Source organism: Cobetia marina, from assembly GCF_001720485.1.
Taxonomy (GTDB): Bacteria; Pseudomonadota; Gammaproteobacteria; order Pseudomonadales; family Halomonadaceae; genus Cobetia; species Cobetia marina.
Genome location: NZ_CP017114.1, coordinates 4097022 through 4112077, shown reverse-complemented (window position 1 = coordinate 4112077; position 15056 = coordinate 4097022). Strand labels below are relative to the sequence as shown.

12 protein-coding genes and 1 other RNA gene are annotated in these 15056 nt (G+C 64.5%); 5 read left to right on the top strand and 8 right to left on the bottom strand.

Features of this window, described 5'->3' with window-relative positions:
- Positions 1–110: 110 nt before the first annotated feature.
- The gene (locus BFX80_RS17420; RefSeq protein WP_167593071.1) at positions 111–818 is read right to left on the bottom strand and encodes a DUF3157 family protein; all 708 of its coding nucleotides are present in this window, start codon (positions 816–818) and stop codon (positions 111–113) included.
- 13 nt (positions 819–831) lie between these two features.
- Positions 832–1503: a ribose-5-phosphate isomerase RpiA gene (gene rpiA / locus BFX80_RS17415; protein ID WP_077379692.1), complete on the bottom strand. Its 672-nt coding sequence runs from the start codon at positions 1501–1503 to the stop codon at positions 832–834.
- A 277-nt stretch (positions 1504–1780) separates the two neighbouring features.
- Between rpiA and ilvA the strand changes: the two genes are divergently transcribed.
- Positions 1781–3295, top strand: coding sequence for a threonine ammonia-lyase, biosynthetic (gene ilvA, locus BFX80_RS17410; protein ID WP_077379690.1), 1515 nt, complete (start codon positions 1781–1783; stop codon positions 3293–3295).
- A 672-nt stretch (positions 3296–3967) separates the two neighbouring features.
- Here the strand turns inward: ilvA and BFX80_RS17405 are convergent.
- The 3 genes from BFX80_RS17405 to BFX80_RS17395 form a co-directional block, all read right to left on the bottom strand.
- A complete protein-coding gene (locus tag BFX80_RS17405) occupies positions 3968–4696 on the bottom strand; it encodes a 5-formyltetrahydrofolate cyclo-ligase (protein ID WP_084209536.1) in 729 nt (242 codons plus the stop codon).
- Positions 4697–4718: 22 nt separating this feature from the next.
- Positions 4719–4901, bottom strand: a non-coding RNA gene (gene ssrS, locus BFX80_RS17400) — 6S RNA.
- An 88-nt stretch (positions 4902–4989) separates the two neighbouring features.
- Positions 4990–5352, bottom strand: coding sequence for a cell division protein ZapA (locus BFX80_RS17395; RefSeq protein ID WP_077379686.1), 363 nt, complete (start codon positions 5350–5352; stop codon positions 4990–4992).
- Positions 5353–5611: 259 nt separating this feature from the next.
- Between BFX80_RS17395 and BFX80_RS17390 the strand changes: the two genes are divergently transcribed.
- The 4 genes from BFX80_RS17390 (at position 5612) to BFX80_RS17375 (ending at position 10487) form a co-directional block, all read left to right on the top strand.
- Positions 5612–6253 (top strand): UPF0149 family protein, encoded by a 642-nt coding sequence (locus BFX80_RS17390; protein WP_077379685.1) that lies wholly within the window; start codon positions 5612–5614, stop codon positions 6251–6253.
- A 152-nt stretch (positions 6254–6405) separates the two neighbouring features.
- Positions 6406–7749: a Xaa-Pro aminopeptidase gene (gene pepP / locus BFX80_RS17385; protein ID WP_394327511.1), complete on the top strand. Its 1344-nt coding sequence runs from the start codon at positions 6406–6408 to the stop codon at positions 7747–7749.
- Between the two features lie 4 nt (positions 7750–7753).
- Positions 7754–9001 carry a 2-octaprenyl-6-methoxyphenyl hydroxylase gene (gene ubiH / locus BFX80_RS17380; RefSeq protein ID WP_077379683.1) on the top strand — a complete coding sequence of 416 codons (1248 nt, stop codon included), beginning with the start codon at positions 7754–7756 and terminating at the stop codon, positions 8999–9001.
- Positions 9002–9158: 157 nt separating this feature from the next.
- Positions 9159–10487, top strand: a complete 1329-nt coding sequence (locus BFX80_RS17375) for a UbiH/UbiF/VisC/COQ6 family ubiquinone biosynthesis hydroxylase (protein ID WP_084209535.1) — start codon at positions 9159–9161, stop codon at positions 10485–10487.
- 139 nt (positions 10488–10626) lie between these two features.
- Here the strand turns inward: BFX80_RS17375 and BFX80_RS17370 are convergent, their stop codons facing one another.
- The 3 genes from BFX80_RS17370 to gpmI all read right to left on the bottom strand — a co-directional run bounded on the left by BFX80_RS17370 (position 10627) and on the right by gpmI (position 15038).
- Positions 10627–12024: a S41 family peptidase gene (locus BFX80_RS17370; protein WP_084209534.1), complete on the bottom strand. Its 1398-nt coding sequence runs from the start codon at positions 12022–12024 to the stop codon at positions 10627–10629.
- 169 nt (positions 12025–12193) lie between these two features.
- Complete coding sequence (locus tag BFX80_RS17365) at positions 12194–13483, bottom strand: murein hydrolase activator EnvC family protein (protein WP_167593070.1); 1290 nt, start codon at positions 13481–13483, stop codon at positions 12194–12196.
- Positions 13476–15038, bottom strand: coding sequence for a 2,3-bisphosphoglycerate-independent phosphoglycerate mutase (gpmI, locus tag BFX80_RS17360; RefSeq protein WP_084209532.1), 1563 nt, complete (start codon positions 15036–15038; stop codon positions 13476–13478). The genes BFX80_RS17365 and gpmI overlap by 8 nt, the downstream gene beginning before the upstream one ends.
- Positions 15039–15056 lie beyond the last annotated feature (18 nt).

The window sequence follows — 15056 nt, the reverse complement described above, 5'->3', positions numbered from 1 at the left end:
CGCTCTCGATGAGCGACCGGCGCGCAAACAGAAACGGGAAGCCCCTCAGGGCTTCCCGTTTTTCGTCTGGCTGCTCTGGCGTCTGACACCTGGAAGCTGACACCTGCTGACTAGCGGAACTCGACCTCGCTGACTTCTACGCGCACCAGCTGGCGGGACCAGCTGCCGTCCGGCAGGGCGATGCGCACGCTGCGTCCCTCACGGGTCTGGCCGGGGCGCAGGTAGGTCTCGGGCAGCCGATACTCGCCGACCCACAGCGGCGCCTCGCGCGTCGCCAGCAGACGGCCATCGTCGCCATATAGACGCAGTCTTGCCCGGGTGGCGATGACGTTCTGCCCGGCGGTGTTCTGGATCTCGAAGCGCAGCACGGCGTCGCCATCGTCGATGTCCACGGCGGTCAGCCGTGCGACGACCCCATCACGATGTCCCTCGCTCAGCAGCGTCGGATTGGCCAGTGCGCTGGCATTGAGGCGTGCCTGGGCCGGAGCCGGAGCCGGAGCAGAGACGTTGGCGCGGGCCGGCACTGGTTGCCCTGCATCGCCAGCGGCGGGCGTATTCGCGGGTACCACCGGCAGGGCGGACGAGGTGGGTATCGTCGCGCTGCCGAGCGTCGAGCGTGGGCTCTGCTCGTCGGAGACTTCCAGCAGATACTCCCAGCTGTGGTCCGGCTTGAGCAGCACCTTGACGCCACTATCCAGCGTGATGGTCGTCGGAGAGCTGATCGGCAGGCTGTCTGCCATCAGCACCGGGCTGAGCAGGGCAGCGGCCAGAAGCGACAGGCCTCGGGTGCCAAGGTGGCGCGTGATCTTCCATGTCATCAGGCGAGCCTCCTCAGGCAGTGATGCGCTCGACACCTGTCTCGCGACCGACCAGCAGTACATCGGCGCCACGGGCGGCGAACAGACCATTGGTGACGACGCCGACGATGGCATTGATGCGGGCTTCCATGGTGATCGGGTCTTCGATCAGGAAGTTGTAGCAATCGAGGATGCGGTTGCCGTTGTCCGTCAGAACGCCTTCACGATAGACCGGGTCCGCGCCCAGCTTGACCAGTTCGCGCGCGACGTAGGAACGTGCCATCGGAATGACTTCCACCGGCAGCGGGAAGCCACCGAGGATGTCGACCTGCTTCGAGCCATCGGCGATGCACACGAAACGCTCAGCGCAGGCCGCGACGATCTTCTCGCGGGTCAGCGCCGCACCACCGCCCTTGATCATCGCCAGACGCGGATCGATCTCGTCGGCACCATCCACGTACACCGGCACGGTGCCCACATGGTTGAGCTCGTAGACGTCGATGCCGTGGCCCTTGAGGCGCTGGGCAGTGGCTTCGGAGCTGGCGACGGCGCCGGCAAAGTCGTGGCGAACCTCCGCCAGAGCATCGATGAACAGGTTGGCGGTGGAGCCGGTGCCGACGCCGATGATGGTGTCGCGGTTCAGCAGCGGGCGGATCTCATCAAGGGCAGCGCGGGCCACGGCTTGCTTCAGCTCATCCTGGGTCATGTCATACCTCGGGTCGGTGGGGCAGGGGTGGAGAGTGGCGGTCATCGCGTCGGCAAGGGTGCCTGGCGCGTATCCCGACGTGTCTGTGCCTCATGCTGCTGCACGGCAACCAGATGCGCAGACAGGAAGCGAGTCGGGCGACGCAACGCGAGAAAACGCCACATTATAACGGCAAACGTCGCGATGGCGCTGGACGCTCTCGCCGGCGGTCTGATAACAATGGGGGTTCGGTCGCACCCATGCGGCCCGCGCTGCGACACATCAGGACATTCCTATAATGCTCGAACACTACGTCAAGAAAATCCTGTCGGCTCGTGTCTATGAAGCCGCCCATGAAACCCCGCTCTCGTCAGCCCCGATGCTGTCACGTCGTTTCAGCAACCAGATTTTCATCAAGCGGGAAGACCTGCAGCCCGTCTACTCCTTCAAGATTCGCGGCGCCTACAACAAGATGGCGCAGCTGAGCGATGAGCAGAAGGCCTGTGGCGTGATTGCCGCCTCGGCGGGCAACCATGCCCAGGGGCTGGCGATGGCAGCCAAGCTGATGGGCGTGAAGGCCGTCATCGTCATGCCGCGTATCACACCGGAGATCAAGGTGCAGGCGGTGCGTGAACGCGGCGCACGCGTGGTGCTCAAGGGCGATGCCTTTCCCGAGGCGCTCGCGCATGCCCAGGCATTGATGCAAGAACATGGCTACACCTTCATTCCGCCCTTCGATGACCCGGACGTGATCGCCGGGCAGGGGACGGTGGGCATGGAGATCCTGCGTCAGCACCCGGGCAAGATCGATGCGATCTTCGTGCCGGTGGGCGGCGGTGGCCTGATTGCCGGTGTCGCGGCCTACGTGAAGTATCTGCGTCCGGACATTCGTGTCATCGGTGTCGAGGCTGAGGATGCGGCCTGCCTCAAGGCGGCCATGGAGGCCGGCGAGCGTGTGGTGCTGGACCAGGTCGGCGTGTTCGCCGAGGGAGTGGCCGTGGCGCAGATCGGCGAGGCGCCGTTCGAGATCATCCGCCATACCGTCGATGAAGTGATCACCGTCAATACCGATGAGATGTGCGCGGCGGTCAAGGATATCTTCGAGGACACGCGCGCCGTGTCAGAGACCAGCGGCGCTCTGTCGCTGGCGGGCCTCAAGAAGTACATCCAGCAGACTGGCGCGGAAGGGCAGACGCTGGTCTGCATCAACTCCGGGGCCAATACCAACTTCGATCGCCTGCAGCACATCGCCGAGCGCACCGAGCTCGGCGAGCAGCGGGAAGCCATTCTGGCGGTCACCTTGCCGGAGCGCCCCGGGGCCTACAAGCAGTTCTGCAAGGTGATCGGCAAGCGCATGGTCACCGAGTTCAACTACCGCTATGCCAACCCGGAGGAGGCGCACGTCTTCGTCGGTGTTCAGGTCAAGCCGGGCGGGGAAGACCGCGCAGCGGTGGTCGAGAAGCTGCGTGAGGCGGGCTACGCGGTGGAGGATCTCACCGACAACGAGCTGGCCAAGCTGCACACGCGTCATCTGGTCGGGGGGCGCACCAGCAGCGACCTCGAGGAGGAGGTCTATCGCTTCGAGTTCCCGGAACGTCCTGGTGCCCTGATGAACTTCCTGACCCATCTGCCTGCGGACTGGAACATCTCGCTGTTCCACTATCGCAATCACGGCGCGTCCCATGGGCGAGTCCTGATCGGCATGCAGGTGCCCAATGGGGATCGCGCCGAGGTCGAGAAGTATTTCGCGGAGATCGGCTATCGCTTCTGGAAGGAAAGCGACAATCCGGCCTATCGCCTTTTCCTGTCATGATGTCGGCCATGCCTCGCCTGCCTGGATGAGGTCGCTCTGAATCAAGTGGGCATCAGGCGGATGGCATTCATGATTGGCAGTATGAAAAAGCCCCTGTTCTCGTCTGAGAGCAGGGGCTTTTCTCGTCATGATGGTGAATGGCATGACTGATGACTTGTACTCAGGTGTGGCGTCAGAGATATCGAACGTTGTTTTCCCTCCAGGCCTTGCCAGCCCTCGCCTGCAGCGCGAAATGCAAGCGTGGAAAAACGTTCATTCATACGGCTGCATGGTGATTGTCATACGCAGGTCAGATGCCTATCATCGTGGGCACTGTCAGGAAGACAGTCATCGACAACCGTCACGCGAAAGCCACTGACGATATAAGAAGAAGCCCGCTCTCATGAAACGCAAGCCCGATCTGGTCATGGCCCTGGTATTCATTTTCGGGATTGGTGTCGTCGCCACCGGCTACGCCCAGACCGTCATGGGTTCCTGAATCGTGCACTGCCGCCTTCGGGCGGCAGTGGCGTTTTCAGAGGGAGAGTCGTTCTCGCGCTCTGCCTTTCTGCCCTCTTTTCCCTCCCGCTCTTCTCCTTGATCTCCAGGCACGTCTGCTCCCCCTCAAGTCCGAGCACGCCCGCGACATGCTGGCGCCGTTGACCGCCCCTGCGTGACTGCCCTGCGTGAGCATCATGACGATGTGTTCCCATGCCTGCGGCCTGGGCGCACGATCTCGCGATCACTGACGATGGCATCCAGCGGTATGTCCCAGGCTTGTACCGGCAAGGCCGGCACCTTCTGACAGTGATGGGCGAGGCCGATCAACCTCGGTCTTGGCCCGGCGCGACGGGTGAAGGCGAAGCTGCGGTCATAGAAACCGCCCCCCATGCCGATCCGTGCGCCAGCCTCATCGAACCCCACCAGCGGCATCAGCACGATATCCAATGCCCAGGCCGGCAGGCGTCGGCCCTTGTGGGCTCCGAAGCGCGTGTCAGGTTCGGCGATGCCGAAGCGATTGCTCACCAGTGGGGTATGGTCGTCGTAGCGGACGAACCAGAGTGAGTTGACCGCGAAGGGTCGCAGGACCGGTAGATAGACGCGTGCTCCCCGACGTTGCAGCCATCGGCACAGACGGGTGGCGTCGATCTCGCCATCATTGGGCAGGTACAGGGCGATGTCCCGGGCACGCAGCAGTTCCGGCAGACGCTTCAGTCGTCGCAACAGGGCCTGCTCGGCATTACGGCGCTCGGGGGCCGTCAACTGGCGTCGCCGTTGGCGTAGCAAGCGTCTCAGGGCGCGGCGATCCGCAGTGGGGTGATCAAGCTCGCTGGACAATGGCCAGAGCGTGACATCACGTGAAAGCGAGGGAGGCGAATAGTGATTCGCGAGGGCGGCGCGAGCCGCAGGGGGTTTGAGCATGCCTGACATTCTCCGTCAGACAGGGTTCTCCAAGGTGCCGGTGTTACCGGGGGCCCTTGAACCCAGCGGTTCAAGGTGGGTAGTCCCGCGCAGCGCATCAGGCTTTCCGACGCACGGACATGCACACAGCACTGCGCAGTGGACTCCCTGGGAATAGCTTATAAGCTCGAGGGACATCGGCAACTGTCGTACACCCCAGAGAACTCCTTCAGTCTACCAAACCCCGTCTGCCGGCCCAAGGCTTAATCCTGTCGGGAACAGACTGTTGCTGAAATTTATCAGTTGTTTGATTCTCAAGCGTTTTTTGCTTCATCAGCACGCGCCTTCGCACGTTGGACAGACTCGGCTGGTACCTGCTTGAGGGCCGCATCCAGCTGGCGATCCAGCGCCGTGAGGCGTGTCTCGAAATCCTGCTGCATGGCGCGTTCGCTGTCGCGGCTGTTGATCAGTTCGTGAGAGATGTTGAGCGCGGCCATCAGGGCGACCTTGTCGGCACTGATGGTATTGCCACGTTGCTGGATGCCTTGCATGGCGAGATCCAGGTAGGCCGCCGCACGGGTCAAACCATCTTCCTCGCCGGGTTGGCAGCTGACGGTATAGCTGCGGCCGAGCAGGCTGATCTCGGTGGTATTGCGGGGAGTCGTGGAGTCGCTCATGTCAGTCCTCTCGGGCCATGTCCGGCGTCGTCCTGATTGACGGCGGCGTCCTTGACTGGGCGTCACCTCGCAGTGAGGACGGCAAGCCAGAAGGAGGGCCAGTGCGGTAAGATGGGGGCATTCTCGAGCCACTATAGAGAGCCGCTTCTGGAGGGTCAACGCGCTGCGCAGTGCGGCTGTCACCCAGCATGGCGCTCAGGGTTCGAGCGGTAATCGTCGATTGCCGATGCCTTTCTCACCGACTCAATGGACCCGCACCATGGCCATCATCAACGATACCTTCGACTTCTCTCTCGTCGCGGACCAGTTCCTGGTTCACGGCAGCCTGAACAACCCTTCCTTCCTTGATGGACAGCTGGTCGCTGCCCTGGCGATGGATGACATCAGCGCGGAAGACTGGTTGAGCCGCGTCTGTGCCGCATTGGGAGTGGAGCAACCGGCCACCCGTGAAGCGGGCGAGGTGTTCCTCAGCTGGCGCACGCGCAACCAGGAGCGCCTGGCGGCCAGCGAGATGAGCTTCGAGCCGCTGTTGCCGGACGACATGTTCTCCCTGGCCGAGCGTGGCCAGAGCCTGCGTGAGTGGACGCTGGGCTTCCAGGAAGAGCTGGCAGGCGTCGATGGCGAGGTCCGCAAGGGCTGGAGCCAGGCATTGCGTGATGCGCTGAGCGATGTCGAGGCCATCTCGAGCGGCCTGGCCAACGCCGAGGACCTGGATGACGACAATGCCGAGGACGAGGCGGATCTGTTCGCGCTGGCCGACCACGTGCGCATGGCGGCCCTGCTGCTGTATACCGAGCAGCACCCGGGCAACCCGGACGTCGAGAAGCCCAGTGACGATCAGTTGCCGGAAGGCGGACTTGAAGGCAGTCTCGGGGTCAGCTCGCGCAACGACACTCACTGAGTGAGGCAGATTGCCGCTCGCAATACCCGGCGGCCGACCCCATTTCGGGAAGGATTGTCCCTTCGGGAGCCTCGTCCTTTCCCGCCACATTCTGATTCGTGTCGGGCAGGCCATGACTTGCCTGCCCGACACGGACCCCGACGGAGAACGCCATGATCGTCCCTGAAATCCTGCCTGCGCCGGCGGCGCTGACTGCTGATGACTTCTCGGCGCGTCGCCAGCGTCTGATGACGCAGCTGCCTAGTGATGCCGCGGTACTGGTGTTGTCGTCCGGCCTGGCACAGCGCAATCGTGACAGTGGGTTCACCTTCCGTCAGAACAGTGACTTTCATTACCTGACCGGCTGGCCGGAACCGGAAGCGGCATTGTTGCTGTTGCCGGGGCGCGCGGAAGGCGAGAGCGTACTGTTCTGTCAGGAAAAGGATCCGCTGGCGGAAGCCTGGACCGGTATCCGTATCGGTGCCGAAGGGGCCGTGACGCAGGCGGGATTCGACCAGGCCTTCACCAATGATCAGCGTGAGGATGTCATGGCCGGTCTGCTGGATGGCCGTGGGCGTCTCTTCGTGCTGTTCGAGGACGACGAAGCCTTGGCGCTGGCGCAATCGCTGCGCGAGGAGCTGGCCGCGGCCGTGCGTCGTGGTGCCCGCCCGCCGGTCGCCTTTGAAGACCTCGCCCCGCTGTTGCATGAGCAGCGCCTGATCAAGGATGAGCGTGAGCTGGCGCTGATGCGTCACGCGGCGGAGATTTCCGCTCGCGCCCACATCCGTGCCATGCGGGCCAGCCGCCCCGGGCTGCACGAGTATCATCTGCAGGCCGAGATCGAGCATGAATTCCAGTGGCAGGGCGCCCCGGCACCCGCGTATACCAGCATCGTCGGTGGTGGCGTGAATGCCTGCGTGCTCCATTACATCGAGAACCGTGCTCCGCTGATCGATGGCGAGCTGGTGCTGATCGATGCTGGCGCGGAGTACGCACTCTATGCCGGCGACATCACCCGTACCTTCCCCGTCAATGGCCACTTCAGCGAGCCCCAGAAGCGTCTCTACGAGATCGTGCTCAAGGCCCAGGAACGTGCAGTGGCCGCCGTGGTGCCGGGAGCGACGTTGGTGGGCATTCACCAACAGGTGGTGCATGACCTGACCGCCGGCCTCGTCGAACTGGGCCTGCTGCAAGGTGAAGTGGAGGCGTTGATCGCCGATGAGGCCTATCGCCGCTTCTATCTGCACTCCACCTCGCACTGGCTGGGACTGGATGTGCACGATGTCGGCAGTTACCGCGAGAACGGTGAGCCGCGTCCGTTGCTGCCCGGCATGGTGCTGACGGTCGAGCCGGGGCTTTATGTGCCGGACGCCAGTGACATTCCAGCCGAGTATCGAGGGATCGGGATTCGCATCGAGGACGATGTGGTGGTCACCGCGGACGGGCACGAAGTGCTGAGCGCCACGGTTCCCAAATCCGTCGAGGCCATCGAGGCACTGATGCGCGAAGGAGCCTGACATCATGAGTGAGCCAGCGGCAGCATCCCCGGTAACGTCTGCGCCGGAGCGATTCGATGTCGTCATCATCGGTGGTGGCCTGGTGGGCGCGAGCCTGGCCTGTGCCCTTGCACCCTTGATGAACGGGCAGCAGGAGGATGGGCTGCGCGTGGCGGTGGTCGAGGCCAATCCCTTGCCTCCCGCGGAGGATACCGGGCGTTTCCAGCCCAGTTTCGATGCGCGAGCCAGTGCCATCGCTGCCGGTTCACGCCAGCGCTTCATCGCCTTCGGGCTGTGGGAGGCGATGCGTGAGCACGCCACGCCGATTCGTACCATCCATGTCAGCGAGCGCGGCCATCTCGGGGCCACACGCATGCGGGCCGAGGAACTGGGGGTTCCCGCGCTGGGGCATGTGATCCCCAATGCCTGGATGGGGCGCGTGCTCCATCGGCGTCTGGCGGAACTGCCGCTGACCTGGTACTGCCCGGCACGCGTGGCGCAGATCAGCGTCAGTGCGCAGGGGCACCGCCTGCTGCTGGAGGATGGTCGCCTGATCGAGGCGGGACTGACCGTATTGGCAGATGGCGGGCGCTCGGGGCTCAAGGAGCGTCTCGGCATCCATAGCGAGACGCATGCCTACGAACAACAGGCGCTGATCGCCACCGTCGAGATGAGCCAGCCCCACGCGGGGGTGGCCTATGAGCGTTTCACCAGCGAAGGACCGATGGCGCTGCTGCCGCTGGGTGGCCGTCGAATGGAGTTGATCTGGACGCGTTCTCCTGACGAGACGGCTGCGCTGATGGACATGCCGGAGCCCGAGTTTCTCAAGGCGCTTCAGGCTGCCTTCGGCGAGCGGGCCGGCCGTTTCCGGCGGGTCGGGCAGCGCCATGCCTATCCCTTGTCGTTGATACGTGCCAGCGAGGGGACACGTCCCGGACTTGCGGTGCTCGGCAATGCCGCTCACTCGCTGCATCCGGTGGCAGGGCAGGGCTTCAATCTGGCGCTGCGCGGCGTGACGGATCTGGTGGCCGCCATCGCGGCGGGACAGGCACGTGGTGATGCCGCTGGCGATGTCAGCGTGCTGAGTGATTTCGAGTCGCGGCGCGGCGCGGACCGCGACAATGTCGTGCTGTTCAGTGATGGCTTGATCCGCCTGTTCGGCGTCGAGAGTCGTTGGCTGGGGCATGCTCGGGCGGCAGGGCTGATCGGCCTGAATCTGGTGTCACCGCTCAAGCGCCTGCTGGCAAGGCGCTCGATGGGCATTGAGCGCTAGGCGTGGCGAGTACTTGCCAACGGGCCAAGCGATGTCGTGTATTGCACCTCAGGATTGCGCCACAGGGTGGTGTCGATGAGTGACCAAATCGCCGCCGGATTCACGAGACTCTCGCCAGGAGAGCGACGCGCGACAGGCGTCATACAAGGGAGCAGGCATGAACGAGCATCGGAGATTGGATGCACCGCATGAGGTGGATGTCGCCATCGTGGGCGCCGGTATCGTCGGCGCCACGCTGGCGCTGCTGTTGGGGCAGGGCGGCCTGCGCGTCCTTCTGATCGAGGGTCGCGAGGGCATCGTCGACTGGCAGCCGGCGCTGGCACCGGAGCCGCGTGTCAGTGCGCTGACGCCGGTTTCGCGTCAATTGCTCAGCGGCCTGGGGGTCTGGAAGGACATCGCACAGAGTCGTCTGATGCCCTATACCGGCATGCAGGTCTGGGATGCCGAAGGCAATGGCGAGATAGGCTTCAGTGCCGAGCAAAGCGGCGTGTCGGAGCTTGGGCACATCGTCGAGAATCGGGTCACTCAGGCCGCGCTTGAGCAAGCGATTTCCCGGTGTCCCTCGATCACGCGCCGTTATGGTGTCCGGGTCAGCGGTCTGGGATTGCCCAGGACGGGGTCAGCCTTGGTGGTAAGTGCTTACCAACTTGAGGGGGCCGAGGCAGCAAGCCTGACACTGAGCGACGGTAGCAGTGTCGCGGCGGGGCTGGTGGTGGCGGCTGACGGGGCGCGTTCCCGTCTGCGTGAGCTGGCGGGCATCGAGACCCGTGAGCACGATACCGGCCAGGTGGCGTTGGTCACCACGGTGCGCACGGCGCATTCGCATCAGGGCGTCGCCCGCCAGCGCTTTCTGCCCTCCGGGCCGCTGGCCTTCCTGCCGCTGGCGGTCAATTCCGCCCTGGCACATCCCGAGGGCGAGGCATCCGGCGCCCAGCGCCATTGCTCCATCGTCTGGTCCACCACTCCGCAGGAAGCCGAGCGCCTGCTGGCATTGCCCGAGACGGACTTCTGTCATGAGCTCGAAGCAGCCTTCGAGGGAAAGCTCGGCACGGTGGAATACAGTGCCGAGCGCTTCAGCTTCCCGTTGCATCAACGTCATGCGCAGGATTATGTGCTGCCGGGGCTGGCGCTGGTGGGGGATGCCGCGCATGCCATTCACCCGCTGGCGGGGCAGGGGGTCAATCTTGGCCTGATGGATGTCGCCGTGCTGGCGGAAGAACTGCTGGATGGGCACCGCCGCGGCGTCGCACTGGGCGATGAGCGCTGGTTGAAGCGCTATCGTCGACGCCGGCGCAGCGACAATGCCGTGATGCTGAAGATGATGGATGGCTTCCGCCTGCTGTTCGGCAGCCGAAAGCCGGGGGTACGCCTGGTGCGTAACCTGGGACTTGGCTGGGTGGATGGCAGCGTCGAGCTCAAGCGCCTGCTGATGCGCCAGGCGATGGGGGAGCGTGGGGAGTTGCCGGAGAGCTGCCGACCACGCTGACAGTGAGCGCTCACCTCTGGACGTGACAGTTAGCACGACGACAGGCCAGGCGGGAGATGGCAGACCTGCCGATTGGCGCGCGAAAGACGACACGACCCCGCCAGTTGGCGGGGTCGTGTCGTTTACGGCGAAAGAGAGACTATTGCTCCGAGGTGGCGGGAAGCGTGGCCTTGAGAGCCGCGCTGCGACCCAGCACGTTCATGCCCTTGAGCAGGTTGAGTGCTTCCCCCAGCTGGTAATCACTTTCGGCGACCACCGGGCTGTCCGGTGCCTTGCTGGAAGGCGTCGATGAGTCGCCATTGGCATTGTCGAGACGTCCGTCGAGATCCGCCTCGCGTACGCTGAAATCACGCCGCGTGTCGCGCTCCAGTCGTCCGCGCACCACCTCGACATCCGGGCGGATGCCCTCTGCCTGGATCGAGCGCCCGTTGGGCGTGAAGTAGAGTGCCGTGGTCAACTTGAGGCCGTCGCCGTTGCCCAGTGGCATCACGTTCTGTACCGAGCCCTTGCCGAAGCTCTCGGTGCCCATGATGATGGCGCGGCGCTGGTCCTGCAGGGCACCTGAGACGATTTCCGCAGCTGAGGCCGTCCCGCCGTTGATCAATACCACCAGCGGCGTATCACCGGCCGGTGTCTCGGCTCTGGCCGAGAAGGACAGCTCGCTGTCCGGCAGGCGCCCTTCGGTATAGACGATGCGGCCGCTCGTGAGGAAGAGGTCGCTTATCTCGACGGCCGCTGACAGCAGCCCCCCGGGGTTGTTGCGCAGATCCAGCACCAGACCCTTCAGCGCGACATCGCCGCTTTCCTCGCGCAGCTCCGCAAGGGCGCGTTTCGCCTCATCGCCCGTCGCGCTCTGGAACTGGCTGACGCGCAGGTAGCCATATCCCGGCTCCAGCAGGCGCTGACTGACACTGCTGCTCTTGATGATGGCCCGCTTGAGCACGACCTCGCGGGGCATGTCGGCGCCTTCCGAGAGTACCAGCAGGCGAATGGTCGATCCTTCCTCGCCACGCATCAGCTTGACGGATTCCGTCATCGACAGACCCTCCATCGGCGTGTCGTCGATCTTGAGGATCACGTCACGTGGTTGGAGGCCGGCACGTGAGGCCGGGGTGTCGTCGATGGGGGCGATGATGGTCAGCTGGCCATCCTCCTCCATGCCGACCTCGATGCCGATACCGCCGAATTCCCCATCGGTGTTCTCGCGCAGGTCCTGCCAGTCATCCTGATCCAGATACGCCGAGTGCGGGTCCAGCCCTGCCAGCATGCCACGCATGGCATTCTTGAGCAGCGTGCGGTCATCCACTTCATCCACATAGGTGCGCTTGATGCGCTCGAAGACTTCGGCAAAGGTGCGCAGTTCCTCCAGCGGCAGGCCATTGGCCGATTCGCTGGAGGAGGCAGGCATGGCTCCCTGCCGCGCATCTTCAGCATGGGCCGGCACTCCGCCGCCCAGCAGAACAAGGCTCAGCGGCACGCTGACCGCCAGCTGACGCAGGCGACGCGGGGCAGGACGGAATGACGACGATGCGGACATGCGATTTCCTTCTCGACGGAGACTGGCTCGACTGATGCCGAAGCGCCTGGCAGTTCAGCCAGAGGGGAAGAGGCGACCCCGACGCTCGCAGTCACGGATGACTGCGAGCATATCCCGCCCGGGTACCTGCCGCCTAGCCTGTCGCCATGTTGCGCCATGGCTGACTGGCTCAGCGGCTCGACAGCCAGCGTTGCGGGTTGACGGGCTTGCCGGCGCGGCGTACTTCGAAATACAGCGCGGCACCGTCACGGCCACCACTGCTGCCGACACTCCCCAGCTGCTGGCCGCGTGACAGGCTGTCACCGGGGCCGACGCTGAAGCTTGCCAGATGTGCGTAGAGCGTCAGCACGTTGTCGCCGTGGTCGATGATCAACAGGTTGCCGTAGCCGCGCATCCAGTCCGCGAAGACGACACGACCGGCATGCGGCGCCGTCACAGGCGTGCCCTGGGACGCCTGGATCAGCACGCCATCACGATTGACGCCTTCTCCCCCGCCATAGGCCGAGATGACCCGCCCGGGGGCCGGCCAGTCCATCTTGCCCATCGCACGCGTGATGCGTGTCCTGGGGGGCGGGGCACTCTTGATGGCCTTGAGGCGCTTCTCGAGCGTCTGGATCATCTGGTTGGCATGGGCGCGGTCCTGATCCAGCTCGGCGATCTTCGCCTCATGGCTGGCATAGCGGGCATCCAGGGTGCGCAGCAGAGCGGCGCGCTCATTCTGCTGGGCCATCAGTTTGCTGGCTTGCTGCTTGAGGCCTTGCTGCACCTCCTCCAGTCGTGTCTGGCGTGCCAGTAGACTGGCGCGGGTACTGGCCAGTGAGGCATCCAGTCTGGCGAGGCGCTCAAGCGCCTGCCGGCGCGAATCGCTCAAGTGATTCAGATAGACCTGCAGGCGTTCGAGACGCGCCGGATCATCCTGATTGAGCAGCAGCTTCAATTCGGGTTGGCGACCCAGCCGATACAGGGCGGCCATCTCCTCGGCCACGGCAGCCTTCTGCGCCGTCTGCTGCTGGATGAGGGTCTCACGCTGGCGCGTGAGCCTGGTCAGTTGCTGCGTGATGTCGTCGCGCTCATCCTCGAGTCTGCCGGTCTGCTGGCGAGTCTCGTTGAGCTGGCGCTCGATCTTCTCCAGGCCATTGCGCGTATCGCTGCGCCGCGCGGCAGTGGCCTTCAGCTCGCCCTGCATCGCCTGTATCTCGTGCTTGAGACGCTTGAGGTCGGCTTCGGAGGCTTGCTTCTTCTGGGTCAGGGTCGCGCTGCTGTCCGCGGCCAGTGCCGAGGAGGGGGCCAGCAGCGGAGTCATGAGCAGCAGGCAGGCAGACAGCACAACGCCGGAGACAGGGCTCCGGCGTTTGAAGAATCGGTAGCGTCTGCCCGGTCCGGATGCCAGACAGGCATCCGGACCGGGGGAGGCGCCGGGTACGCCACTCGGCGCGCCCTGCAAGGGGCTATCAGGCACCGGCATAATCGACCAGCACGTTGCCGTCCATTTCCTCGGGGACCGCCTGCCCCATCATGGTCAGCAGGGTCGGGGCGAGGTCACACAGGCGTCCCTCGGAGGCCAGCTTGACGTCACGCTGGGTGACGTAGATCAGCGGCACTTCAAAGGTGGTGTGCGCCGTCTGCGGGTTGCCGGTCTCCGGGTGCACCATCTGCTCGGCATTGCCGTGGTCCGCGGTGATCAGGCATTCGCCACCGACCTTCTCCAGCGCCTCGACCACGCGGCCGACGCAGCCATCCAGATATTCGATCGCCTTGACGGCCGCATCGAACTTGCCGGTGTGTCCGACCATGTCGCCATTGGCGTAATTGCAGACGATCAGATCATAACGGCCGGATTCGATGGCCTCGACCAGCTTGTCGGTAACCTCCCCGGCGCTCATCTCCGGCTTCTCGTCGTAGGTCTTCACGTCCTGCGGTGAAGGCACGAGGATGCGGGTCTCGCCCTCGAATTCGTCTTCGCGGCCGCCGGAGAAGAAGAAGGTCACGTGGGCGTACTTCTCCGTCTCGGCGATACGCAGCTGAGTGAGGCCGCGATTGGAGACCACTTCCCCCAGGGTATTGGGCAGGTCGGAGGGCGGGAAGGCAGCCGGCGCCGGAATGTCGGCGGCGTACTGGGTCAGCATCACCAGACCGTCATGGGCCAGCTTGGGCGGCGTGCGCTCGAAGCCGGAGAAGTCCGGCTCGACGAAGGCGCGGGTCAGCTCGCGGGCACGGTCGGCACGGAAGTTCAGGAACAGGGCAGCATCGCCTTCCTGCATGGGGACGGCGTCGCCGATACGCGTGGCGCTGACGAATTCGTCGGTCTCGTCACGCTCGTAGGCGGCGGCAAGTCCTTCCACACCGCTGGCGGCTTCGTGGAGGCCCTGCCCTTCGGCGATCACGCGATATGCCTGTTCGACACGGTCCCAGCGGTTGTCACGGTCCATCGCGAAGTAGCGACCGACGAGGGTGGCGACACGGCCTTCCTCGAGTCCGAGACCTGCCAGGTGTTCATCGGCACGCGCGATGGATGCCTCGGCGCTCTTGGGCGCGGTGTCGCGGCCATCGAGAATCGCGTGGAGGTAGATGCGCTTGGCGCCCCGCTCGGCGGCCAGATCGGCCATGGCGAGGATGTGGTCTTCATGGGAGTGCACGCCCCCGGGAGACAGCAGGCCGATCAGGTGCACGGCACGGCCAGCCGCGATGGCGGCATCGAGAGGCGCGGTCAGGACAGTGTTGTCCTTGAGGGCATTCTCGCGCACGGCCTTGGTGATGCGGGTGAAGTCCTGGTAGACGATGCGCCCGGCCCCCAGGTTCATGTGCCCGACCTCGGAATTGCCCATCTGGCCATCCGGCAGGCCGACATGGCCACCGTCGGTATGGATCAGATCGCTGGGATACTGCTGGCGCAGGCGATCCATGACCGGCGTGTTGGCGGCAAGAATGGCGTTGTCCTTCTCTTCCTCGCTGTGGCCGTAGCCATCGAGAATGATGAGGGCGACGGGACGCGGACCTTGTGCTTGAGCTGCCATGACTTCCTCGCTGTGATG

What these genes read in the sequence shown, in the direction of transcription:
- BFX80_RS17420 (WP_167593071.1), bottom strand. Translation starts at nt 818, where the DNA reads ATGACATGGAAGATCACGCGCCACCTTGGCACCCGAGGCCTGTCGCTT.
- rpiA (WP_077379692.1), bottom strand. Translation starts at nt 1,503, where the DNA reads ATGACCCAGGATGAGCTGAAGCAAGCCGTGGCCCGCGCTGCCCTTGAT.
- ilvA (WP_077379690.1), top strand. Translation starts at nt 1,781, where the DNA reads ATGCTCGAACACTACGTCAAGAAAATCCTGTCGGCTCGTGTCTATGAA.
- BFX80_RS17405 (WP_084209536.1), bottom strand. Translation starts at nt 4,696, where the DNA reads ATGCTCAAACCCCCTGCGGCTCGCGCCGCCCTCGCGAATCACTATTCG.
- BFX80_RS17395 (WP_077379686.1), bottom strand. Translation starts at nt 5,352, where the DNA reads ATGAGCGACTCCACGACTCCCCGCAATACCACCGAGATCAGCCTGCTC.
- BFX80_RS17390 (WP_077379685.1), top strand. Translation starts at nt 5,612, where the DNA reads ATGGCCATCATCAACGATACCTTCGACTTCTCTCTCGTCGCGGACCAG.
- pepP (WP_394327511.1), top strand. Translation starts at nt 6,406, where the DNA reads ATGATCGTCCCTGAAATCCTGCCTGCGCCGGCGGCGCTGACTGCTGAT.
- ubiH (WP_077379683.1), top strand. Translation starts at nt 7,754, where the DNA reads ATGAGTGAGCCAGCGGCAGCATCCCCGGTAACGTCTGCGCCGGAGCGA.
- BFX80_RS17375 (WP_084209535.1), top strand. Translation starts at nt 9,159, where the DNA reads ATGAACGAGCATCGGAGATTGGATGCACCGCATGAGGTGGATGTCGCC.
- BFX80_RS17370 (WP_084209534.1), bottom strand. Translation starts at nt 12,024, where the DNA reads ATGTCCGCATCGTCGTCATTCCGTCCTGCCCCGCGTCGCCTGCGTCAG.
- gpmI (WP_084209532.1), bottom strand. Translation starts at nt 15,038, where the DNA reads ATGGCAGCTCAAGCACAAGGTCCGCGTCCCGTCGCCCTCATCATTCTC.